Raw genomic sequence first — 20850 nt, forward strand, 5'->3', positions numbered from 1 at the left:
TCCCCTCGATGAGTGCGAGCAGTCCTCGCCTCTTCAACACTGCCGACGACTTTCTCGGAATGGCCTGAGTGGGCACCGCAGGGGGGGGCGACCGAGTGACGTCGGACGGCGCTGGTACACCAGATCGAAACGGGCGTACCAGGTCGAAACGGGCGTACCAGGTCGATTCTTCCGACCAGGTGTGCCCGTTTCCACATCCCATCGCGAGCGTGCTGGGAAGCAACGGGCGTTCGGTGTTCGAGCGGACCGAAGGTTGCGCCTCAGTGCTGCGACGCCGCAGTTCCTGGCGGACGCGCTCGGTGTTGCGGAGCAAGCGGGAACGACAGCGGGTCGGCACGGACGGCGTCGACGGCGTGCGCGACCGCACCGATGACGACGACGTCCGCACCGAGCGACGACGCCACGATCTCGGGCACGGGGTCGAAGTGCCCGTCGTCGAGCAGTGCCCGTGCGCGCTCGATCACGGCGGCGGCGAATTCGGCGATCGCGCCGGCGACCACGACACGGTCGATGTCGAGCAGGCTCGCGAGCAGCACGCACACGCGGCCCAGGCGATCCCCGAGCCGGTCCACGATCTCGGTCGCCTGAGCGTCACCGTCCCGCGCGGCCCGGAACACGGTGGCGGCGTCGATCCCTTCGGTCGCGAGCGGGCTGCCGGGCCCGACCGCGCCGGCCGCGACGGCCTCGGCGACGAGCGTGCGGGCCGTGGCGCCGATGCCGTCCGACGACCCGACCCCCTCGACGAGTTCGAGCACCCGCATCTCCCCCGCACCACCGTGCGCGCCGCGGAGGAGGACCCCGTCGACGACGAGTCCGGCGCCGAAGCGTTCGCCGGACAGGAGCGCCGCGAACGAGGCCTCTCCGGAGGACGGCCGCTCGGCGAGCGCCGCGAGGTTGGCGTCGTTCTCGACGAGGACCCGGCCGTGCGGGACGGTGCCCGCGAACCCGGGGTTCATCCGGTCCCAGAAGCCGCCGTCCCCGGGAGAGGCCCCGCCGGTGTCGACCGGAGCGGGGATGCCGACGACCGTCACGAGCACACGTCCGGGGTCGATCGCGGCGTCGGCGAGCGCAGCCGCGACGGTCTCGGCGAGGACGCGCAGGCGGACCGGGACGTCGAGCCCGGACTCCCCGAGCGTCCCAGAGGCACGGCCGAGGACGGTGCCGCGCAGGTCCGCGACGAACGCGGTCACCCGGTGCTGTCCGGCGTCGACCCCGACCACGACCCCGGCCGTGGTGTCGAGCTCGTAGCGCCGAGCGGGCCGCCCCATCCGGTACTCCCCCGCGGCCCGGGCGTCGTCGAGTTCACGCAGCCAGCCGAGGCGGACGAGCTCCTCGCAGGTGCCGAGGATCGTGGAGCGGGTGAGACCGGTGGTGTCGATCGCCTCGGTCGCGGTGAACGCACGGACCGCGAAGGCGTACTCGAGCAGCGTCTCGGCGCTCGTTCCACGGTGCGGCGGCATGCGGTGACCCTATCGCGGCGACACTTCCTTGCGTAATTAGATTTTCTCGCTAGATTAAGTCCTGCGGGCGGCACCGGAGCCGGACCGCGAACCGGAACGGCAGGGACGCCGGGTCCGGACGGACGGAGACGACGTGCAGACACACGCCACCAGGAGCACCGCCGCGGTCAGCCGCCGCGGGTTCCTGCTCGGGGCGGGCGGCATCGGCGCAGGACTGGCACTCGCCGGGTGTGCCCCGCTCGGTTCCTCGAGCAGCCGACCCGAGACGATCACCTTCTACGTGTCCAAGCCCGAGGTCATCGGGTACTTCGACGACGTGATCGCGAAGTTCCACGCCAGCCAGTCGAAGATCCGCGTCGTCCGCGACTCGACGTCGAGCATGTCCGCGAACTTCGTGCGGAACCGACCGCCGGACCTCGGGTGCTGGAACTACAACTTCTCGGTCGCACCGTTCGTCGAGCACGGCGCCCTCACCGACCTCTCCGACCTGCCCCAGGCGGACACGATCAACCCCGACCTGTGGCCGCTCCTCGAGCAGACCGCCGACTACCCCGGTCGCAAGAGCGCCCTGCCGTACTCGGTGACGGCGGCGTCGGTCATCTACAACAAGCAGCTCTTCGCCGAGCAGGGACTCGACGTCCCGACGACGTGGAGCGAGTTCGCGGACGTCTGCGAGCGCCTGACGTCGGCCGGTATCGCACCGATCTACGGCACGTTCAAGGACAACTGGACGATCGCGCAGGGCATGTTCGACTACTCGATCGGCGGCATGGTCGACGTCCCGAAGACCTTCGCAGCGCTCCAGCGCGAGGGCACGAAGGTCGGCAAGGACGCCTCGGTGTCGTTCGAACGCGACTTCCAGGGGCCGATGGAGCGCATGGTGCAGCTCCGCCAGTGGCACCAGAAGGGTGCGGCCAGTCGCGGGTACGGCGACGGCAACCTCGCCTTCGCCCAGGGGAAGGCGGCGATGTACCTGCAGGGGCCGTGGGCACTCGGCGAGATCGCGAAGACGACCCCCGACATGGACCTCGGGACGTTCCCGCTGCCCGTCACCGACGACGCCGCCGACAACAAGGTGCGCGTGAACGTCGACCTCGCGCTCTGGATCCCGGAGGCGTCCCGCAAGCAGGAGGCCGCCCGCGAGTTCCTGACGTACCTGATGACCCCGAAGGTGAACGACAAGTACAACGCGGACAACAACGGGTTCGGCGTGCGGAAGGACGCTCCTCCCGCCTCGAACCCCGCCCTCACCGGCATGCAGTCCTACTACGACGACGCCGCGTTCTACCTCGGCGCCTCGCAGCTCATCCCCGCCGAGATCCCCGTCGCGAACTACGCGCAGTCGATCGCCTTCGGCGGCGACCCGAAGCCCCAGCTCCGCACCCTCGACGCCGACTGGGCGCGCCTCGCGCTCCGCACGGCCGCGTAAGGAGACGTCGAATGGCCACCACGACCACCGAATCCGTCACGACGGCGGACCGCCGCCGACGGGGCGGAGCCGCACCGCGCCTCCAGGCCGGAACGACCGGGACGCGACGCCGCAGCCGGCGTCTCGACCCGCTCTTCCTGGCGTTCCTGCTCCCCACCCTCGTGCTCTTCACCCTCGCCATCACGCTCCCCGCGGTGATGGGCATCGTGCTGAGCTTCACCAACTCCGTCGGCTTCGGCGAGTTCCGGTTCACCGGGCTGACGAACTACATCGCGGTGTTCTCCGACCCCGCGATCCTGCAGGCGTACCTGTTCACGATCGGGTTCTCACTCGTCACCGTGATCGTCGTCAACGCGGTCGCGTTCCTGCTCGCCATCGCCCTGACGTCGAAGATCCGCGGGAAGATCGCGCTCCGCGGTGTCTTCGTCCTGCCGATGGTGATCTCCGGGATCGTCATCGCGTACGTGTTCTCGTTCCTGTTCGCGAACAGCCTGCCGGCGCTCGCGACCTCGATCGGGTTCGCGCCGCTGGAGCAGAGCATCCTGGCGAACCCGGACCTGGCGTGGGTGGCGATCGTGATCGTCACCGCATGGCAGGCGATCCCGTCGACGCTGCTCATCTACATCGCGGGCGTCCTGTCGATCCCCGGCGAGGTGTACGAGGCCGCCGCCCTCGACGGGGCGAGCTCGTGGCGCCAGCTGATCTCGATCACCGCACCCCTCACGGCGGGCTACATCCTCATCAACCTCGTGATCGGGTTCAAGAACTTCCTGAACTCGTACGACATCATCGTCGGCCTCACCGACGGCGGCCCGGGCACCTCGACCACCAGCGTCGCGATGAGCATCTTCAAGGGCTTCAACGGCGGCGACTACGCCTACCAGATGGCGAACGCCACGATCTTCTTCGTCATCGCGGTCGTCATCGCCGTGATCCAGCTGCGGGCGACCCGCGGGAAGGCAGCGCTCTGATGACCATGCAAGCACCCCTGCGACCGGGCACGACCAAGACCGGCAGCATCCGGTCGGTGGACGCCGACCGGTCCGCCGGCGGACGTACCGCCGGCCGCCGTGGCGGGAACGCAAACTGGCCCGTCACGATCGTCCTGATCGTCTGTGCACTGTCCGTCCTCGTCCCCCTCTACGTCACCGTGACGATGGCGTTCAAGACCACGGCGCAGTCGGTCGACGGCAACGCGTTCTCGCTCCCCGCACCGTTCAGCGTCGACGGCTTCGTGCAGGCCTGGCAGCTGACGGACTTCCCGCGGGCGTTCGGCGTCTCGGTGCTCGTCGCCGCGATCACCGTGGTCGGCACGATCCTGCTCGCCTCGTTCACGGCGTACGCCATCGCCCGGAACTGGGACCGCCGGCTGTTCCGCTGGTCGTTCTTCTACCTGCTCGCCGCGATGTTCCTGCCGTTCCCCGTGCTCGCGCTCTCGCAGGTGAAGCTGACCGGCCTCGCGCACCTGGACAACCCGATCGGCGTCGCGATCCTGCACGTCATGTTCCAGCTGTCCTTCAGCGTGCTGCTGTTCACCGCGTTCCTGCGGTCGATCCCGGCCGAGCTGGAGGAGAGCGCCCGCATCGACGGCGCGAGCACCGGGCAGGTGTTCTGGCAGCTGGTGTTCCCGCTCCTCGCGCCGATGAGCGCCACCGTCGGGATCTTCGCGTTCCTGGCCTCGTGGAACGACTTCGTGATGCCGTCGCTCATCACCTCGGACCCGGCGCTGCAGACGCTGCCGGTGCTGCAGCAGATGTTCCAGACGCAGTTCAGCAACAACTACAACGTGTCGTTCGCCTCGTACCTGATGGCGATGGCCCCGGCGATCATCGTCTACCTCATCACCCAGCGCTGGGTGATGGCCGGCGTGACGCAGGGCGCGATCAAGTGACGACAGCAACCGAAGGAAGGAACCCCGTGACCGACACCCTGGTCCAGAACACGCCCGCCCCGACCGCTGCCGACGAGACCTGGTGGCGCCAGGCCAGCGTCTACCAGATCTACCCGCGGTCCTTCGCGGACGCGAACGGCGACGGCATCGGCGACCTGCCCGGCGTGACCGCCCGCGTGCCGTACCTGGCGTCGCTCGGCATCGAGGCCGTCTGGCTCAGCCCGTTCTACCCGTCCGCCCTCGCCGACGGCGGCTACGACGTGGACGACTACCGCGACGTCGACCCGCGCCTCGGCACGCTCGAGGACTTCGACGAGATGGTCGCGGCGCTGCACGGTGCGGGCATCCGCGTGATCGTCGACGTGGTGCCGAACCACACGAGCGACCGCCACGCGTGGTTCCGCGAGGCACTCGCCTCGCCGAAGGGCTCCCCCGCCCGCGACCGCTACGTGTTCCGGGACGGCACCGGGCCTTCCGGCGAACAGGCCCCTGCTGACTGGGTCTCGATCTTCGGCGGCCCGGCCTGGACCGCGGTCGGCGACGGCCAGTGGTACCTGCACAACTTCGCCAAGGAGCAGCCCGACCTGAACTGGGCGAACCGCGAGGTCCGCGACGACTTCCTGCACACCCTCCGCTTCTGGTCCGACCGGGGTGTCGACGGCTTCCGCATCGACGTCGCGCACGGCCTGGCCAAGGACCTGCCGGAGGGCGAGCTGCCGACCTGGGCCGAGGTGCTCGCGTCCCCGAAGGACGGCTCCCACATCCTCTGGGACCGCGACGACGTGCACGAGATCTACGCCGAGTGGCGGAAGGTCTTCGACGAGTACACCCCGGCACGCACCGCCGTCGCCGAGGCGTGGGTCGCCGCCGACCGCCGCGCCCGGTACGCCAGCGCCGACGGGCTCGGGCAGGCGTTCAACTTCGACCTGCTCGAGGCCGACTTCGACGCCGCGTCGTTCCGGACGATCATCGAGTTCAACCTCGGACTCGCCGAGCAGTCCGGCTCGTCGACCACGTGGGTGTTCTCGAACCACGACGTCGTCCGGCACGCCACCCGCTACGCCCTGCCCGCCCGCAACGGCGCCGAGGAGAAGCAGGGCAGCGCCTGGCTGCTCGCCGGCGGCTCGCAGGACGCGCTCGACCGGTCGCTCGGTCTGCGGCGGGCGACGGCGGCGACGCTCCTCGAGCTCGCCCTGCCCGGCTCGGCGTACCTGTACCAGGGCGAGGAGCTCGGCCTGCACGAGGTCGGCGACATCCCTGACGCGGACCGCCAGGACCCGGCGTTCTTCCGGAACCCCGGCATCGACGTCGGCCGTGACGGGTGCCGTGTGCCGCTCCCCTGGACGACGTCGGGTTCGTCGTTCGGCTTCGGTTCCGGGACGGCACACCTGCCGCAGCCCTCGTGGTTCGGCGACGTGAGCGTCGAGGCCGAGGACGCGGACCCCGACTCGACCCTCAACCTGTACAGGAAGGCCCTCGGCCTGCGCGGGCAGCTGCAGTCCGAGGAGCACCTCGAGTGGCTCGAGACCGGGCGCGACGACGTGCTCGCGTTCCGCCGGCCGAACGGCTGGACGAACGTCACGGTGTTCGGCGACGAGCCCTACGAACTCCCCTCCGGCGAGCTGCTGCTCGCCTCCGCGCCGGTGGCGGACGGCGCACTGTCGGGTGTGGGGACCGCCTGGTTGCGTTCCTGACGCGACCAAGCGACGGACTGGAGGCGCGGTGCGGGCAGGCACGGCGCCTCCAGTCCGTCAGGCGGTCGCCTCCTGCACCCGGTCGAAACGGGCGTACCAGGTCGAAACGGGCGTACCAGGTCGATTCTTTCGACCAGGTACGCCCGTTTCCGCATTCCAACGCGAGTGGGATGGGAAGAACCGTGCACCATGGCGACGCGACCGAGCGACGGGCTGGAGGCGCGGTGCGGGCAGGCACCGCGCCTCCAGTCCGTCAGGCGGTCGCCTCCTGCACCCGGTCGAAACGGGCGTACCAGGTCGATACTTTCGACCAGGTATGCCCGTTTCCGCATTCCAGCGCGAGTGTGATGGGAAGGAACGAACGCGGGCCGTCAGCCGCTCGCCGGTAGGGTCGGCGGCATGAGTGGGGCGAGCATCAGCGTGCGGGACTTCGTGATGCGGTTCGGGGACCGGAACGTGGTCGACGGGCTGTCGTTCGACATCGCCCCCGGCGAGACCTTCGGCCTGCTCGGCAGCAACGGCTCCGGCAAGACCACGACGATCCGCGCCCTGCTCGGCATCACGACGCCGACGGCGGGCACCCTGACGATCGACGGGCACCCGTACAAGCCCGCGACCGGCGGCATCGGCTACCTCCCCGAGGAACGCGGCCTGTACCGCAAGGAGTCCGTCATCGACGTGATGACCTACTTCGGGCGACTGCGCGGCCTGCGGGGACCCGAGGCGACGGCCTGGAGCATGGACTACCTCGCCCGGGTCGGCCTGGCGGACCGTGCGAAGCTCCGCGTCGACAAGCTCTCCGGTGGCCAGCAGCAGAAGGTGCAGCTCGGGATCACGATCATGGACCGGCCACGGCTGCTCATCCTCGACGAGCCGACGAAGGGCCTCGACCCGGTGAACCGTCGACTGTTGCTCGACCTCGTCGACGAACGGAAGGCCGACGGCGCCACCGTGATCCTCGTCACGCACCACATGGACGAGGTCGAACGACTCTGCGACCGCATCCTCCTGCTGAAGGACGGCACCGCGGCCGCGTACGGCACCATCCCCGACGTGCAGGACGCCTTCGGCGGTGCGGTCGCCCGGGTCGGTCTGGACGGTCCCGTGCCGCCGTCGCCGCTCTACCGGATGGCTCGGCACGAGGGGCACGTCGCGTGCCTCGTCCCGACGCCCGCGGCGACCGCCGACGGCTCGGACATCCTCGCCTCCCTCGTCTCGGCGGGCGTGCACGTCACCGCGTTCGAGATGCGACGGATCCCGCTCGACGAGATCTTCGTCCAGGTCTACGGGCACGACGCGCTCGCTGCCGAGTCGGGGGTCGCCGCGTGAGCCGCCTCGGGACCGTCGTCCGGTTCGAGTTCGTCCGCGCGGTGAAGAAGCCCGCGTTCTGGATCGGCACGCTCGCCCTGCCGGTGGTCATCGTCGTGGTGTCGCTCCTCGTCGGGGTGGGTCAGGCCGCCGGTACCGACTCGGTCATGACGAGCTCCTCGGCGTCGAAGACCCCGTTCCGGTACGTCGACCACTCCGGACTCGTGTCGCAGACCGTCGCGGCGAAGTGGGGCGGATCGCCCTCCACCGACGCGGCGGCCGACCGGGCTGCTGTCCGTGACGGCACGCTCGACGCGTTCATCGAGTTCCCGGAGTCGCCGTCGACCAAGCCGATCCGCGTCGACGCCGCCGATCGTGGGCTGTTCGGCAACGGCGGCTACTCCTCGCTCGCCGAACGCGTGCTCGAGCAGAGCGTCGCCGCGACCGTCGACGACCCCGAGACCATCCAGCTGCTGCGGACGCCTCCGGACACCGACCTCACGACGTACGCGGACGGCCAGGTCGCCCCGGGCTGGCTGTCGATCGTGCCACCGTTCCTCTACGTCGCGGCGTTCTTCGGGCTCGTGATCCTGCTCGCGACGCGCATGGTGACGGTCGTCGTCGAGGAGAAGGAGAACCGCATCTCCGAGATGATCCTCACCACCGTGACCGCCGGTGACCTCATCCGCGGCAAGGTCATCGCGATGCTGCTCGTCGGCTTCGTGCAGATCGGGGTGTTCCTGGTGCCCGGCCTGATCGGGCTGCTGGTGGCACTCCCCCTGATCGCCTCGCGCCTCGGCGGGTTGGTCGTCGACCCGTGGCGGATGCTCGTCGGCGCGCTGCTGCTCATCGGCGGCGTGCTGCTCGCCTCGGCGCTGTTCGTGGCCGTCGGTGCGGCGGTGCCCTCGATCAAGGACGCGTCCGCGCTGCAGTCCGTCGCGATCTTCTCGCTGATCATCCCGCTCTACGCGGCGTTCTTCGTGATGACCACCCCGACGTCGCCGATCGCGTCGTTCTTCACGTACTTCCCGACGTTCACACCGATCACCGCGATGGTGCGCAATGCAGTCGGGTCGCTGACCGTCGTCGAGTCGGTGGTGTGCATCGTGGAGGTGTTCGTCGTCGCGGCACTGCTCCTGTGGTTCGCCCAGTACCTGTTCCGGCACTCGGTCGCCCAGTACGGGTCGAAGGTCACGCTCCGCCAGATCGCGTCGTGGCGGCGCTCGCGTCCGTAGTGGCGGTCAGCGGGTGAGGACGACCTCGTCGAGGTCCCAGGCGGGGACCTCGCGCTCGCGCCACCCCTGACGGAGGGTGCGGACGGATCGGTCGAACTCCACCAGGACGTCGATGTGCGGCCGGACGAGCATCTGGATCTGCAGCCCCTCGTAGACCGCCAGCAGCTGTGTCGCGGCCTGGTACGCGGGGATCGCCAGTCGCTCGCTGCCCGCGTCGACGTCGCGCTGGAGCCCGGCCGAGAGCTGGTCGACGTACTCCTCGAAGCGCTTCCGGAACAGCTCGGCGAACCCGGTGTCGGCCGCCGCGATCGTGATCACGCCCGCGAGCACCCGCACGAGCCCCGGGTCGGCGACGTCCTCGGCGAGGGTCATCCGGACGTACTCGATCGTGCACGTCGGCGGGTTCGTCCGACGGGTCCCGCGCAGCTGCGTCCACCGGTCGTACGTCACGAGCAGCAGGGCGTCCCACGTCGGGAACAGCCGCTCCACGACCGCGACCTCGATCCCGGCCACCTCGGCGACGACGCTCGCGTCGACACTGTCGAACGGGTGGAGCCGGTAGGCGCGGATGGCGCCGCGGACGATCCGCTCGGCCAGGGACTGCTCGTCCCCGAGCGAGGCGTCGTGGTCGTGTTCCATCCGACCATCTCACCTCGTCGACCGCCCGGTGTCTCGTCCCAGAGCGGGGGCCGCGCGCTCCGGACGGTCAGCACTCCGGACGGTCAGCACTCCGGACGGTCAGCCGACGGTGACCGGCGCCGCCGACGGCTTCGTCCGCTGGTTCATCCAGACGAAGAACCCGGTCAGGGTGAACACGCCGTAGAACACGTACATGAGTCCGGACGCGTAGTAGCCGGCCGAGAACAGCAGGGGCACGCCGACGAGGTCCACCGCGACCCAGACGAGCCAGAACTCGACCCAGCCCTTCGCCATGCCGTACGTGGCGAGCAGCGACCCGACGAAGATCCACGCATCGCTCCACACCGGTTCGTAGGAACCGAGAGCGCGGAAGATCGGGGTCAGGACCGCGGTGCCACCCACCATGACGAGGACCATCAGTCCACGAGCCTGCCAGGAGGCCCAGCGCGGCTCGATCACGGTCGTCGCGTCATCGGGACGGTGCGTCCAGCGGTACCAGCCGTAGACGCTCACGATGATGAACATGACCTGTCGGCCGGCCTGGCCGAGCAGGTTCACCGGGTTCGGGGTGTCGAAGAGCGCCCCCATGAAGACCGTGAAGAGCAGGGCGTTGCCGACGATGCCGACCGGCCAGGCCCAGACCTTCCGGCGCATCCCACCGAGCGCGCTGAGCAGGCCGAACACGTTGCCGATCACCTCGCGCCAGAGCACGGTCTGGTCGCCGATGACGAGCTGCGCGTCGAACAGCCACCGCACGATGCCCATGGGCCCTCCTCGTTTCCGGACGGTGCAACGGTACGGGGGTGCTCGGCATTCCGCGCTCCGGGGCTGTCACATCGGGGTACAAACCGTGTCGGCACTCTCGGGGACGAAAATGCCCCCTGTACTGGGTCCATGCAGACGCATGTTCCCCCTTGTCGGCACTTTGGGGGACCGGTAGCGTCGTCACCAGAGCGAGTCCAGCCCGCCCGAGACGTGTCACGTCGCGGAGCCCGGCGACCACTCTCCGGCACAGGTCAGCCGCGGCCCCGCGAACCAGGGGCCGATGACATCGTTCCATCGGCAGCGCCGATGGCCTCAGCGCGCCCGAACGCGCAGGAACGGACTTCCTCCATGCACAAGATCGTGACCGGTGCCATCGCCGGCGCCGCCGGTGTCGCCCTCCTCCTCGGCGGTGCGGGCACCTTCGCCCTCTGGAACGCCAGCGCCAGCACGGCGGCTTCCTCGGTGAGCTCCGGCTCGCTGACCCTCAGCGCCAACAACGACGGTGTCTGGACCGACGTCACGAACGGCCGCTCGGCGACGATCAACCCGGCGAGCGCCCTCATGGTGCCGGGCAACACGTACCAGTTCACCCAGACACTGACGATCGGTGCGACCGGCCAGGACCTCAAGGCCAACCTCACGTACGCGAACCAGAGCATCACCGGTGACGCCGCGCTCCTCGCCGCCACGACGAAGACCCTCGCGGTGACGTCGTCGAGCGCCTCCGTCGTGCAGTCGACGGCGAACGCGAACACCTTCGTGGTCTCGCCCTCGGCGGCGACCTCGACGGTGAAGGTCGTCTTCACCATCGCGCTCCCCTCCTCGGCGACCACCGGGCAGGGCGGGACCCTCAACGTCGGCGCGCTCGCCTTCACGCTGACGCAGACCGCGATCGGTTCCTGACCCGCGGGTGCCGACCCGGGCCTGGAAGGCCGTGGTCCCGATGGGTCCCTGATCCGCCGATCGCGACCACGTGCCTCCAGGCCGTGTCAGCAGCACCCGCACCACCGCACCGCCCCACCGGCGGTGACCGCACGACCACGACGACCAGGGACGGACATGACCAGGACACCGAGGACGACCGGGCGCCACCGCGCACCGCGTCGTCACCGGTGGATCTGGCCGACCGTCATCGCCCTGGTCGTCGCGGTCGTCACCGCGATGCTCGGCACCGGCGGCACCTACGCGCTGTGGAACGGCACGGCGAGCACCTCGGCGTCGACCGTCCGGTCCGCAACCGCGACCATCACCACCGGGCCGCTCTCGGCGATGAACACGGCCGTGCTCGGGCCCGGTACCGGCGTGACCGGCACGTTCACCGTGCAGAACACGGGTTCGATCCCGCTCAGCATGCGCGTCGCGACCACCTCGACCAAGGTGTCGTACGCCACGAACTCCACGACCACGGCCGTGCTCGGTGAGCTGACCCTGCGCCTGTCCGTCGTCGGCTCGACCGCCGACTGCCGCACGGGACTGTCCGGCGCGAGTGGCCGTCTGGCGGCCTTCGACACCGGGAGCGGGTCCTTCACCCTCGCCGCCGGGGCCAGCGCCGTCGGCTGCGTCGAGATGGACCTCGACGCCGACGCGCCGCAGAGCGTTGCAGGTGCCGTGACCGACTTCTCCCTCACCGTCACCGGAACGCAGGTGAGCGCATGAGCCGCCGGCTCCGCGCCCTGCTCGCGGTCGTGCTCACCGTGGCGTTCGTCGCCGGTGGGACCTCGGCGGCGTGGGCGCTCTGGAGCGCCACCGGGACCACCGCGTCGAGCGTCACGATCGGCAAGACCGGGGCGTCCCTGAGCGGCACCAGCGACATGACGACCACGTTCTCGTCCAGCGTGACGTCGATGACGAAGCCGATCACGCTGACGAACACCGGCTCCCTCGCCGGCACCGCGACGACCACGGTGTCGGTCGTCTCCGGCAGCTCGACCGCCCTCGCCCAAGCGGTGAGCGTCGTCGCGTGGCCCGTCACCGCGACGTCGGCCTGCACGGCGTCCACCGCGGTCGGCACCGGGTCCGTGTCCGGCACCTGGGCGTCCCTGCCGAGTATGACGTCGAAGCTCGCGGCCGGCGCCAGCGCCGTGTGGTGCACGCGGAGCACCCCGAGCTCGTCCGCTCCGGCGTCCAGCACCACGAACGTGAACCTCAACCTCACGGTGATGGCAGGTACGTGGACGTCCGGCGTCGTGCAGGGCGGCTTCTACCTGAACACCTCGGCCGCCACCCCGGCGTTCACCTGCACGGACCACAGCGGCACGTACGTCGAGGTCGCCTGGCCGACGTCGTCCCGGCCGAAGGACACCTGGTACGGCGCGTTCGTCGGCCCCGATGCCTCGACCATGGTCGGGCAGAAGGAGCAGGACTACTACGGACGCTTCACCCTGGCGCCCGACCAGATCCCGGCGAGCGTCGCCACGAGCGGTCCGGTGACCGTCACGGTCAAGATCCTCGACAGGGCGGGCAACCCGACGAGCACCGTCGTCGCCAGCGGCACGATCACCCTCTTCACGCAGAACAACGGGAAGGCAGTCCGATGCGGCGCATGATCCCTGCCGGTCCGTCGGTCGCGGGCTCTTCGGTCACCGGTTCTTCGGTCGCCGGTTCTTCGGTCACGGGCTGGAAGGCCGTCGTCCGGGCCGTCATGCTCGGGCTGAGCACCGGCCTGCTCCTGCTCGTCGCGGGGCTGGCCGTCGTGCTGATCGTCGTGCCGAAGGCCACCGGATCGACCCCGCTCACCGTGCTCACCCAGTCGATGGACCCGACGCTCCCCCCGGGCACCCTGCTCGTCGTCCGACCGACGCCCGTGGAGGACATCCGCATCGGCGACGTCGTGACGTACCAGATCACCTCCGGGCAGCCCGCGGTCATCAGCCACCGGGTGGTCTCCGTGGCGTCGTCGTCCGACGGGTCCCGGACCTTCACGCTCAAGGGCGACAACAACGCGCTCGCCGACCCGGCCCCCGTCACCGCCGCACAGGTCCGCGGTGTGGTCTGGTACAGCCTGCCCGACATCGGGCTGGTCAACCAGCTCGTCAACGGGTCGCGCTCGTGGCTCATCCCGGCGATCGCGGGGGTGCTGCTCGCCTACGGGGCCGTCATGGTGACGATCGGCATCGTGTCGGCTGCACGGCGTCGGCGTCGGCGACGCGTCGCCGTTGCCGGTCGTCCCCACGGCAGGCGGTCGTCGGGCGCGCACCGGGCTACGCTCGGGTGACGTGACGGACGGCGTGGAACGGGCCAGGGCGCTGCTCGACGACGCCGCCCGGACGCTCCGGGACGCTGCCGTCCCGGACGAGGCACTCGGGGAGTACGTCGAGCCGAAGGCCGTGCTCGGGATCCGTCGCGAACCCACCATGCGCTCGCTCGGCCGCGTCTGGCGGGTCGGCGCACTGCTCGTGGGTTCCTCGCTCGAGACCGGAGGGCGGGTCTGGTCGACGGGCCTGATCACGCGGGTCACCGACCCCGGCCGCTCCCAGTTCGTCTCGGTGTCCGCCGAGGTGCGACGGGCGTACCGGGCTGCGGCGCAGAAGGGGCACTTCGCGCCGGGCGACACCGTGAACCACGGAGCGACGCCGATCCCGCTCGACGAGTCGCTCGTCGGTTCGTCGGCGGTGCTCTTCGTCGACGACGGGATCCCGCTCGTGCGCTGGTCCCCCGCTGCCGGCGCTGCCGTGCCGCTCGAGGCGTACCTCGCCGACCGGGTGGGCCTGCTGGTCGATCCGCCACGGGGTGCGACGGACTGAGTGGGCGCCCGCACGTTGCGGTGCCGCGTCGGTGCCCGCGCGTTGCGGTGCCGTCCCGGTGCCATCGCGTGGAGATGCTGACAAGATGTCACCATGCATGCGGTCGTCGTCACCGAGTACGGGTCCTCGGACGTCCTGTCCTGGCAGGAGGTCCCCGACCCGGAACCCGGACCCGGCCAGATCCGGATCGCGGTCCGCGCAGCGGGGGTCGGCCCGACCGACCTGCACATCCGCGCTGGGCACCTGCAGGGTCCGTTCCCACTGCCGACGCCCGGGGTCCTCGGGTTCGAGGCGGCCGGGACCGTCGACGCCCTCGGCGCCGGGGTCGACGGCGTCGCGATCGGGGACGACGTCGCCGTCCTCCTACCAGGGCTCGGCGGGTACGCCGAGCGGGTGCTCGCGGACACCTGGGTGGCCAAGCCCCCGAACGTGTCGTGGGAGGCGGCCGCGGCGTTCCCCGCCTCCGCCGAGGCGGCCGTCGCCGGACTCGTGCAGCTCGACGTCCGGGTCGGCGACCACCTGCTCCTCTTCGGCGGTGGCGGATCCGTCGGGTCGATCGCCCTCCAGCTCGCCGTCGCCCGCGGGGCCACGGTCGTCGCCGTCGGTCGCGAGCACTCTCGGGCCACGATCGAGGAACTCGGCGCGACGTTCGTCCCGTCCGACGAACCGCTCCTCGACGCCGTGCGCGCCCGGACGGACCGCGTCGACGCCGTCCTGGACGCCGTCGGGCTTGGCGACCTCGGACCGGCCGTCGAGCTCGCCGGAGGCACCGACCGGGTGGTGACCCTCACCGGAGCAGCTGCCAAGGACGGCGTGCACCTGCTCGCGTCGGGGCCGCACCGGGCACCCGGTGCGCTCGACGAGACCATGCCGCTGCTCGCCGCCGGAGAGCTGCGACTCCGGTCACGGACCACGTTCCCGATGCGTGAGGCGGCGGCGGCGCACGCGGCACTGGAGACCGCGGGGCCGCACGACAAGGTCGTCCTCGTCGTGGACTGATCGCCCGAGCGCCGGACACCTGCGGATCGCATGCCAGAGGGTCGTGACAGCGGTCGACCGCGGTGGCAGGATGACCGCACTGCACCGAACGACGGGGACGGTGGACCGCTGATGACGACCGCGCACGAGATCAAGCCGCTGACGGCGGAGACCTTCCCCGCTTGGCGAGCACTCGCCGAGAAGCACGACGGCGTCTGGGCGGGTGCTACTGCTCGTACTTCCACGGTGACACCGACCAGACCGTCAAGCGCGAACACGACGGGCCGACGTTCAAGCAGCGGCTCGTGCAGGAGGGCGTCGCCCACGCAGCGCTGGTGTTCGACGGCGAGGACGCGATCGGGTGGTGCGAGTACGGCAGTCCGGCGGAACTGCCGAACATCTACCACCGCAAGCAGTACGACGCGGGCGAGACCCGACCGGCTCCGTGGCGGATCACCTGTTTCTTCGTGGATCGGGACCACCGCCGCAGGGGCGTCGCACGAGAGGCCCTCGACGGAGCGCTCGGCCTCATCGCGGCTGCCGGTGGCGGCGAGGTGGTGCCCTTCCCCAACGAGCTCACACCGGGGAAGCGGACCTCGTCCTCGTTCCTCCACAACGGCACCCGTGCGATGTTCGAGCAGGCTGGGTTCGAGTTCGAACGGCACATCGGGAAGAGCAAGACCGTGATGCGCAGGACGGTCATGCCCGTTCAGGCCTGACGGGGAGGTCCGTCGTCCTGGTACCGGTGTTCGCGGTCGCGAACCCCACCAGCAGCAGCGAGGACTCCGGCCGTACAGATCGCGCCAACGAGGCACGCTACTTGTCCCACGCCCGGACGGACGGCAGCCCACGAGCCGCTCGCTCCTCGTCCAGGAGCTCCTGCACGATCGCGCTCTTGGCCTCGGTGTACCGCGCGCCGTCGGCTTCGGCTGCGAGCCGGACCTTCGCGGCGCCGTACCGCCCGCGGGCACCGGGATCGTGCAGCAGCTTGTCGCGGAACAGCCGCTGGTTGCACGCGTCCCACGACTCGTGCGCGAAGACGTGCAGGATGTGCGTCCGCGTTCCCTGGTCGGCACGGACGTACACGCCGTGGTTCTTCGGGCCCGACCGGTGCAGCTCGTACCCGAGCGGCGCGATCAGTCCCGTCAGTCCGAACACGTCGACGTGCTCTGCGGCTCGGGCGGCGAGGTCGATGACCGGCTTCGCGACGAGGCCGGGGACCGCCGTGCTGCCGATGTGTTCGAGGGCGGTGACGCGCGTGCCGAGCGCTCCGGACAGACGACCGGCCTCGCGCTCGTACTCCCGCGCCCAGGCAGCGTGCCGGTTCTCCAAGGACACCATCGGGAGCACCCTGGCCGCGGTGCGGGCGTCACGGTCAGCCCGTACGCCGCTCCAGGTCCGCGGTGGCCTCGACGGCGATGCCCGTCGGCCGCCCGCACTCGTCGCCGAGGGGACGCGACCACGCGATCTCGTGCTCGAGTTGCCCCGTCTCCGAGAACCGCCGGACCTGCTGCGCGTCCGGGAGCGCAGCGGCGAGGTCGTCTCGGTCGGCCCCGACGAAACCGAGCCGTTGCCAGAACGGGCCGGACCGGCGCGAGAACAACCAGGCTCGCGTGGCACCTGACCGGGCTGCTTCGTCGAGCGCGAACCGTGCGAGTCGGGTGCCAGCGCCCCGAGTACGTCGACTCTCGGCGACCGCGACGCTCCGGATCAGCGCATGCGCTCCGTCGCTGCTCAGCTCGAACCCGGTGCTGCCGACGATGCGACCGTCGGCAGCACGCTCGATGAACAGCCGGACCGTTTCCGAGTCGATGCCGTGCACGGTGAGGTCGGCCTCGCCCAGGAACACCCTGAGGTCGTCGAGGTCGGTGACCCCGACGGGCCGGAGGTGCCCGGGTTCCTCGGCGGACAGCGCGGCAGCCATGCTCGATCCTCTCAGACGAGCACGATGACCTTGCCCGCGATCCGACCCGCAGCACCCTCGGCGTGCACGGCCCGGAGTTCCGTCAGCGGCACTCGCCGCGTCACCTCGACCGTGAGCTCCCCGGCGTCGACGAGCGCCACGAGCTCGGCCAGGCGCTCCCGGTTCCGCAGGACGAACACCGTCTCGGCACGGACACCCCGGGACTCGTCGCCCGGCGTCGCGATGAACGCCGTGGTGCTCACCACCGCTCCCCCGTCGCGGACTGCGGCGACGAATGATTCGAACCGCTCGGGCTCGAGCGGCGCGAGGTTGAGCAGGACGTCGACCTGCCCGTCGACCGCCTGCAGGACGTCCGTCTCGGTGTGGTCGATCACCTGGTCGGCGCCGGCTGCGCGGACCGCGTCGGCGCTGCGCGGGCTGGCGGTCGCGATGACGTGCACGCCGAGCCGCTTCGCGAGCTGGATCGCGTACTTGCCGACGACACCGCCCGCACCGACGATGAGCAGTCGCTGCCCGGCTTCGAGCCGACCGGAGTCGACGAGCGCCTGCCACGCGGTCAACGCCACGGACGGCAGCGCCGCGGCGTCGGCCAGCGGGATGCTCGTCGGTGCCGGGACGAGGGCGTCCGCCGGGGCGACGACGTACTCGGCCGCTCCCCCGTCGCGCTCCATGGGCAGGAACCCGATCACGGCATCGCCCACCGCGAGGTCGGTGACGCCGTCGCCGAGGGTGTCGACCACGCCGGAGACGTCGTAGCCGGGGATGTGCGGGAGTTCGATCGGGATCGGGAGGAACCCGGCGCGCATGCCGTTGTCGGCCGCGCTGTAGGCGGACGCGGTGACCCGGACGAGCACCTCGCCGGTGCCGGGTGTGGGCTGCTCGACCTCGCCGTACTGGAGGACCTCGGGTCCGCCGACCTCGTGGAACTGCACTGCCTTCATGATGATCTCCTTCGTCGTTTGCTTCGAATTCGAAGCGAATACCAGGAACGTACCACTGCTTCGAACTCGAAGCAACAGGTAGGATCGAATCATGTCCGAGACCCCGACCTCCCTGACCCCGACGCAGCTGGGCGCGTACTTCGCCTTCACCGAGGTCGGTGCGCTCCTCCGCCCCGCCGTCGAGCAGCAGCTCAAGGAAGTGGGTGGGCTCAGCTACGTGCAGTTCCAGCTCCTGGCCACGCTCGGGGACGCCCCCGACGGGCACATGCGGATGACGGACCTCGCCGACGGGGTCGTCTACAGCCGCAGCGGGTTGACCTACCAGGCACAGCTGCTCGAGCAGCGCGGACTCGTGACGCGGTCGCCGTCACCGGACGACGAACGCAGCACGATGGTCTCGATCACCGATGCCGGACGGGACGTCCTCGCCGCGGTGTTCCCCGGTCACATCAGCACGGTGCACGGGCTCCTGTTCGCGTCGATCACCGACGACGACGCCGCCGACCTCGCGCGCATCCTCGGCACGATCAGCGGGCACCTGCGCGCGAACCCGCCGCGGTCTGCGGCCCGCCGCCGCGCGAAGTGACGGAACCGGCCGAGCCGACCACGGACCGAGATGGTGCGGACCGCACGACGCGACCGACGAGGCGGCGCCGACCCGTGCCTCCAGGCCGGCCCTTCTCGTTCGTCACCGGCCACCGATAGTGTCGAGGCGTGAGCAACGAGGCATTCGACGACCGTTACGAACTGCGCGAGTTCGCGCCCGGCGCGGGCGACCAGGGCGCACCCGACGCCGAGACCGAGGCCTGGATGCAGGCCGTCGGCCTCGGGTTCCACGAGACGCACCCCGGCGACGAGCACGCCGCCCGCATGGTCGAGCACTTCGTCGAGGACGGCAACACCTGGCTCGGCGCCTACGTGCGCCGCCCCGCGACCGGCTCCGTCGACGAGACCTGGCCCGCCGGCACGTTCGCGTGGTTCCGGAAGTCGCTCAGCTGGGGCGACGGATCGTCGATCGACACGCAGGCGATCTCCGCGGTCACGGTCCGACCGACCGAACGACGCCGCGGCATCCTCCGCAGCATGATGACGCACGCGCTCCAGCGGGGCGCCGCCGACGGCTACGCCATCGCGTCGCTCACCGCGTCGGAGGGCACCATCTACCGCCGCTTCGGCTTCGGCAGCGCCATCCGCGAGCGCGCGGTCAGCGTCCGCCGCAACCGCGCGCTGCCGTTCCTCGCGCCGACGACCGGCGTCGTCAGCGTCGTCACGCCGCAGTGGCTCGCGGGCGGTCCCGGCCGGGCCGTGTTCGACCGCTTCAACGCACGCACCCCGGGTTCGATGGTGCGGAACGCCGGCACGTGGCCGGTCGTGTTCGGGCTCCTCGACCAGGAGGGCCAGAAGGCCAAGGACGTCCGGGCGGCCGTGCACCGCCCCGACGACTCCGACGAGGTCGACGGCTACGTCACCTGGCGCGTCAAGGAGAGCCGTGACGGCGACACCGTGCTCGAGGTCGTCGACCTGGTCTACGCGACCGACGCTGCGTACCTGTCGCTGTGGGAGTTCCTGCTCTCGATCGACCTGAACGACGTCGTCAAGTACAACCGGTCGCGGCTGGACGACCCGATCGTGGCTGCCCTCGGCGACAACCGCGCGTACGACGTCGACCACGAGGAAGACCACGTCTGGCTGCGGATCCTCGACGTGCCGGCGGTGCTCGCCTCGCGGCCGTACGCCGTCGACGGTTCGCTGACGCTCGCCGTCACGGACGCGCTCGGGTTCACCACCGGCACGTACCGCCTGGACGTCCTGGAGGCACGGGGCACCGTCACGAAGACCGCCGACGTCGCCGACGCGGCCGGCTCTGACGTCCAGCTCGACGTCGCAGACCTCGGTGCGTTGCTCCTCGGCTCGGTGTCACCGGTCACGCTGGCGGCCGCCGGCCTGCTGCGCGCAGCCGACCCGGCTGCGCCGGCGCTGCTGCGCGCGATGCTCACCCCGCCGCGGACGCCGCACGGGATCACGTACTTCTGATGGACGTGCAGGAGCTGAGCGACGAGGTCGAGGAGGTCTCCGCGTTCTACGCCGAGCGACACGGCATCGACCGGACGCCCGAATGGTTCGTGCTGAAACTCGGCGAGGAGGTCGGCGAACTCACGCAGGCCTTCCTCGCCCGGTCGGGTCAGGCGCGGCGCAAGGGACGGACCGATGCCGAGCTCGAACAGGGCTTCCGTGACGAGATCGCGGACGTCCTCGCCCAGGTGCTCCTCGTGGCGCGGCACTTCGAGGTCCCGATCGACGACGCGATCCGCGAGAAGTGGTCGAAGTGGCACCCGGACCGGATGAGCGCGGGGTCATGACCGACCTGACCCGGTCGGTGGGGCGGGCGCGGCAGGCGGTCGCCGTGCTGGCCAGCCCGACGCTGCGTGCCGCCGTGGTCGGTGACGCCGAGCTCGACGACCGGACCCGGACGGCGATCGCGGCGTTCGACTGGCTCGGCGACGACGGCCCGGACACGCCGCTGCTCGGACGCACGGCGCAGGACCTGCAGCGCCTGCAGGCACCCGCCGCGTTGCTCGAGTTCGACCGGATCGCGCGGATGCCCGCATCGGACGACCAACGACACCCGTTGTCGCTGCGCATCGTGGGGCTGGTGTTCGAACGGCTCGGGGCGACCCGTCCGGTCCCCGAGCCGGTGCTCAACGCGGCGATCGCGATGTTCGCCGAGGACGTCGCGATCGTGCGACGGGACGCGGTGGACCTCGGCGTGCTCGAGCGGACGGACGACGGCGCGGCCTACCGGTACGTCGGCCAGGACGGGTCGGGCGGTTCGGCGTAGTCTC

The 20850-nt window shown here is 70.7% G+C and carries 23 protein-coding genes; 17 read left to right on the plus strand and 6 right to left on the minus strand.

Going from position 1 to position 20850, the window contains the following annotated elements; all coding sequences use genetic code 11:
* Positions 1-260: 260 nt before the first annotated feature.
* Positions 261-1460, minus strand: a complete 1200-nt coding sequence (locus CRP27_RS07145; protein WP_097180004.1) for an ROK family protein — start codon at positions 1458-1460, stop codon at positions 261-263.
* Positions 1461-1593: 133 nt separating this feature from the next.
* Between CRP27_RS07145 and CRP27_RS07150 the strand changes: the two genes are divergently transcribed.
* The 6 genes from CRP27_RS07150 (at position 1594) to CRP27_RS07175 (ending at position 9017) form a co-directional block, all read left to right on the plus strand.
* Complete coding sequence (locus CRP27_RS07150; protein WP_097180005.1) at positions 1594-2889, plus strand: ABC transporter substrate-binding protein; 1296 nt, start codon at positions 1594-1596, stop codon at positions 2887-2889.
* A gap of 11 nt (positions 2890-2900) precedes the next feature.
* Positions 2901-3860: a carbohydrate ABC transporter permease gene (locus CRP27_RS07155; protein WP_097180006.1), complete on the plus strand. Its 960-nt coding sequence runs from the start codon at positions 2901-2903 to the stop codon at positions 3858-3860.
* Complete coding sequence (locus CRP27_RS07160) at positions 3860-4780, plus strand: carbohydrate ABC transporter permease (RefSeq protein WP_097180007.1); 921 nt, start codon at positions 3860-3862, stop codon at positions 4778-4780. Before CRP27_RS07155 ends, CRP27_RS07160 begins: the two co-directional genes overlap by 1 nt.
* Before the next feature lie 26 nt (positions 4781-4806).
* Entirely contained in the window at positions 4807-6474 is a 1668-nt protein-coding gene (locus CRP27_RS07165) for a glycoside hydrolase family 13 protein (protein ID WP_097180008.1), read from the plus strand.
* 399 nt (positions 6475-6873) lie between these two features.
* Positions 6874-7803 carry an ABC transporter ATP-binding protein gene (locus CRP27_RS07170; protein WP_097180009.1) on the plus strand — a complete coding sequence of 310 codons (930 nt, stop codon included), beginning with the start codon at positions 6874-6876 and terminating at the stop codon, positions 7801-7803.
* Positions 7800-9017, plus strand: coding sequence for an ABC transporter permease (locus CRP27_RS07175; RefSeq protein ID WP_097180010.1), 1218 nt, complete (start codon positions 7800-7802; stop codon positions 9015-9017). Before CRP27_RS07170 ends, CRP27_RS07175 begins: the two co-directional genes overlap by 4 nt.
* A gap of 6 nt (positions 9018-9023) precedes the next feature.
* Here the strand turns inward: CRP27_RS07175 and CRP27_RS07180 are convergent, their stop codons facing one another.
* Together CRP27_RS07180 and pnuC are read right to left on the minus strand one after the other, a co-directional pair.
* Positions 9024-9656, minus strand: a complete 633-nt coding sequence (locus tag CRP27_RS07180; RefSeq protein ID WP_097180011.1) for a TetR/AcrR family transcriptional regulator — start codon at positions 9654-9656, stop codon at positions 9024-9026.
* 99 nt (positions 9657-9755) lie between these two features.
* Positions 9756-10421, minus strand: coding sequence for a nicotinamide riboside transporter PnuC (pnuC, locus tag CRP27_RS07185; protein ID WP_097180012.1), 666 nt, complete (start codon positions 10419-10421; stop codon positions 9756-9758).
* A gap of 348 nt (positions 10422-10769) precedes the next feature.
* Here pnuC and CRP27_RS07190 point away from each other — a divergent pair, with 348 nt between their 5' ends.
* From CRP27_RS07190 to CRP27_RS07220, 7 genes are all read left to right on the plus strand, one after another.
* Complete coding sequence (locus CRP27_RS07190; protein ID WP_097180013.1) at positions 10770-11324, plus strand: alternate-type signal peptide domain-containing protein; 555 nt, start codon at positions 10770-10772, stop codon at positions 11322-11324.
* Between the two features lie 156 nt (positions 11325-11480).
* Complete coding sequence (locus CRP27_RS07195; RefSeq protein ID WP_097180014.1) at positions 11481-12077, plus strand: TasA family protein; 597 nt, start codon at positions 11481-11483, stop codon at positions 12075-12077.
* Complete coding sequence (locus CRP27_RS07200) at positions 12074-12967, plus strand: hypothetical protein (RefSeq protein WP_097180015.1); 894 nt, start codon at positions 12074-12076, stop codon at positions 12965-12967. Before CRP27_RS07195 ends, CRP27_RS07200 begins: the two co-directional genes overlap by 4 nt.
* Positions 12964-13635: a signal peptidase I gene (locus CRP27_RS07205; protein WP_255257469.1), complete on the plus strand. Its 672-nt coding sequence runs from the start codon at positions 12964-12966 to the stop codon at positions 13633-13635. The genes CRP27_RS07200 and CRP27_RS07205 overlap by 4 nt, the downstream gene beginning before the upstream one ends.
* Before the next feature lies 1 nt (position 13636).
* Positions 13637-14164, plus strand: a complete 528-nt coding sequence (locus CRP27_RS07210; protein WP_097180017.1) for a hypothetical protein — start codon at positions 13637-13639, stop codon at positions 14162-14164.
* Between the two features lie 93 nt (positions 14165-14257).
* Entirely contained in the window at positions 14258-15163 is a 906-nt protein-coding gene (locus tag CRP27_RS07215) for an NADP-dependent oxidoreductase (RefSeq protein WP_097180018.1), read from the plus strand.
* 161 nt (positions 15164-15324) lie between these two features.
* Complete coding sequence (locus CRP27_RS07220) at positions 15325-15861, plus strand: GNAT family N-acetyltransferase (protein WP_369680010.1); 537 nt, start codon at positions 15325-15327, stop codon at positions 15859-15861.
* Positions 15862-15958: 97 nt separating this feature from the next.
* Here CRP27_RS07220 and CRP27_RS07225 read toward each other — a convergent pair whose 3' ends face one another.
* From CRP27_RS07225 to CRP27_RS07235, 3 genes are read right to left on the minus strand one after another with little or no spacing between them, the layout of a single operon-like run.
* Entirely contained in the window at positions 15959-16483 is a 525-nt protein-coding gene (locus tag CRP27_RS07225; RefSeq protein WP_097180339.1) for a GrpB family protein, read from the minus strand.
* Positions 16484-16517: 34 nt separating this feature from the next.
* On the minus strand, positions 16518-17066 hold the full coding sequence (locus CRP27_RS07230; protein WP_097180019.1) for a GNAT family N-acetyltransferase: 549 nt from the start codon (positions 17064-17066) through the stop codon (positions 16518-16520).
* 11 nt (positions 17067-17077) lie between these two features.
* Entirely contained in the window at positions 17078-18007 is a 930-nt protein-coding gene (locus tag CRP27_RS07235; protein ID WP_176505497.1) for an NADP-dependent oxidoreductase, read from the minus strand.
* Positions 18008-18098: 91 nt separating this feature from the next.
* On the opposite strand from CRP27_RS07235, the gene CRP27_RS07240 reads away from it, so the two are divergent.
* The 4 genes from CRP27_RS07240 to CRP27_RS07255 all read left to right on the plus strand — a co-directional run bounded on the left by CRP27_RS07240 (position 18099) and on the right by CRP27_RS07255 (position 20846).
* Entirely contained in the window at positions 18099-18593 is a 495-nt protein-coding gene (locus CRP27_RS07240) for a MarR family winged helix-turn-helix transcriptional regulator (RefSeq protein ID WP_097180020.1), read from the plus strand.
* A 128-nt stretch (positions 18594-18721) separates the two neighbouring features.
* Positions 18722-20041 carry a GNAT family N-acetyltransferase gene (locus CRP27_RS07245; RefSeq protein ID WP_097180021.1) on the plus strand — a complete coding sequence of 440 codons (1320 nt, stop codon included), beginning with the start codon at positions 18722-18724 and terminating at the stop codon, positions 20039-20041.
* Entirely contained in the window at positions 20041-20367 is a 327-nt protein-coding gene (locus tag CRP27_RS07250) for a MazG nucleotide pyrophosphohydrolase domain-containing protein (protein WP_097180022.1), read from the plus strand. The genes CRP27_RS07245 and CRP27_RS07250 overlap by 1 nt, the downstream gene beginning before the upstream one ends.
* Positions 20364-20846 carry a DUF2087 domain-containing protein gene (locus CRP27_RS07255; RefSeq protein WP_097180023.1) on the plus strand — a complete coding sequence of 161 codons (483 nt, stop codon included), beginning with the start codon at positions 20364-20366 and terminating at the stop codon, positions 20844-20846. The genes CRP27_RS07250 and CRP27_RS07255 overlap by 4 nt, the downstream gene beginning before the upstream one ends.
* Positions 20847-20850 lie beyond the last annotated feature (4 nt).

The sequence above is a fragment of the Curtobacterium sp. 314Chir4.1 genome (assembly GCF_900215175.1).
GTDB lineage: Bacteria > Actinomycetota > Actinomycetes > Actinomycetales > Microbacteriaceae > Curtobacterium > Curtobacterium pusillum_A.

Excerpts from the sequence above, each read along its gene's own strand:
- CRP27_RS07255 (WP_097180023.1), top strand. The coding sequence starts at position 20,364 with ATGACCGACCTGACCCGGTCGGTGGGGCGGGCGCGGCAGGCGGTCGCC.
- CRP27_RS07225 (WP_097180339.1), bottom strand. The coding sequence starts at position 16,483 with ATGGTGTCCTTGGAGAACCGGCACGCTGCCTGGGCGCGGGAGTACGAG.
- CRP27_RS07155 (WP_097180006.1), top strand. The coding sequence starts at position 2,901 with ATGGCCACCACGACCACCGAATCCGTCACGACGGCGGACCGCCGCCGA.
- CRP27_RS07230 (WP_097180019.1), bottom strand. The coding sequence starts at position 17,066 with ATGGCTGCCGCGCTGTCCGCCGAGGAACCCGGGCACCTCCGGCCCGTC.
- CRP27_RS07240 (WP_097180020.1), top strand. The coding sequence starts at position 18,099 with ATGTCCGAGACCCCGACCTCCCTGACCCCGACGCAGCTGGGCGCGTAC.
- CRP27_RS07250 (WP_097180022.1), top strand. The coding sequence starts at position 20,041 with ATGGACGTGCAGGAGCTGAGCGACGAGGTCGAGGAGGTCTCCGCGTTC.
- CRP27_RS07170 (WP_097180009.1), top strand. The coding sequence starts at position 6,874 with ATGAGTGGGGCGAGCATCAGCGTGCGGGACTTCGTGATGCGGTTCGGG.
- pnuC (WP_097180012.1), bottom strand. The coding sequence starts at position 10,421 with ATGGGCATCGTGCGGTGGCTGTTCGACGCGCAGCTCGTCATCGGCGAC.
- CRP27_RS07180 (WP_097180011.1), bottom strand. The coding sequence starts at position 9,656 with ATGGAACACGACCACGACGCCTCGCTCGGGGACGAGCAGTCCCTGGCC.
- CRP27_RS07160 (WP_097180007.1), top strand. The coding sequence starts at position 3,860 with ATGACCATGCAAGCACCCCTGCGACCGGGCACGACCAAGACCGGCAGC.
- CRP27_RS07205 (WP_255257469.1), top strand. The coding sequence starts at position 12,964 with ATGATCCCTGCCGGTCCGTCGGTCGCGGGCTCTTCGGTCACCGGTTCT.
- CRP27_RS07200 (WP_097180015.1), top strand. The coding sequence starts at position 12,074 with ATGAGCCGCCGGCTCCGCGCCCTGCTCGCGGTCGTGCTCACCGTGGCG.
- CRP27_RS07145 (WP_097180004.1), bottom strand. The coding sequence starts at position 1,460 with ATGCCGCCGCACCGTGGAACGAGCGCCGAGACGCTGCTCGAGTACGCC.
- CRP27_RS07195 (WP_097180014.1), top strand. The coding sequence starts at position 11,481 with ATGACCAGGACACCGAGGACGACCGGGCGCCACCGCGCACCGCGTCGT.
- CRP27_RS07215 (WP_097180018.1), top strand. The coding sequence starts at position 14,258 with ATGCATGCGGTCGTCGTCACCGAGTACGGGTCCTCGGACGTCCTGTCC.
- CRP27_RS07235 (WP_176505497.1), bottom strand. The coding sequence starts at position 18,007 with ATGAAGGCAGTGCAGTTCCACGAGGTCGGCGGACCCGAGGTCCTCCAG.
- CRP27_RS07190 (WP_097180013.1), top strand. The coding sequence starts at position 10,770 with ATGCACAAGATCGTGACCGGTGCCATCGCCGGCGCCGCCGGTGTCGCC.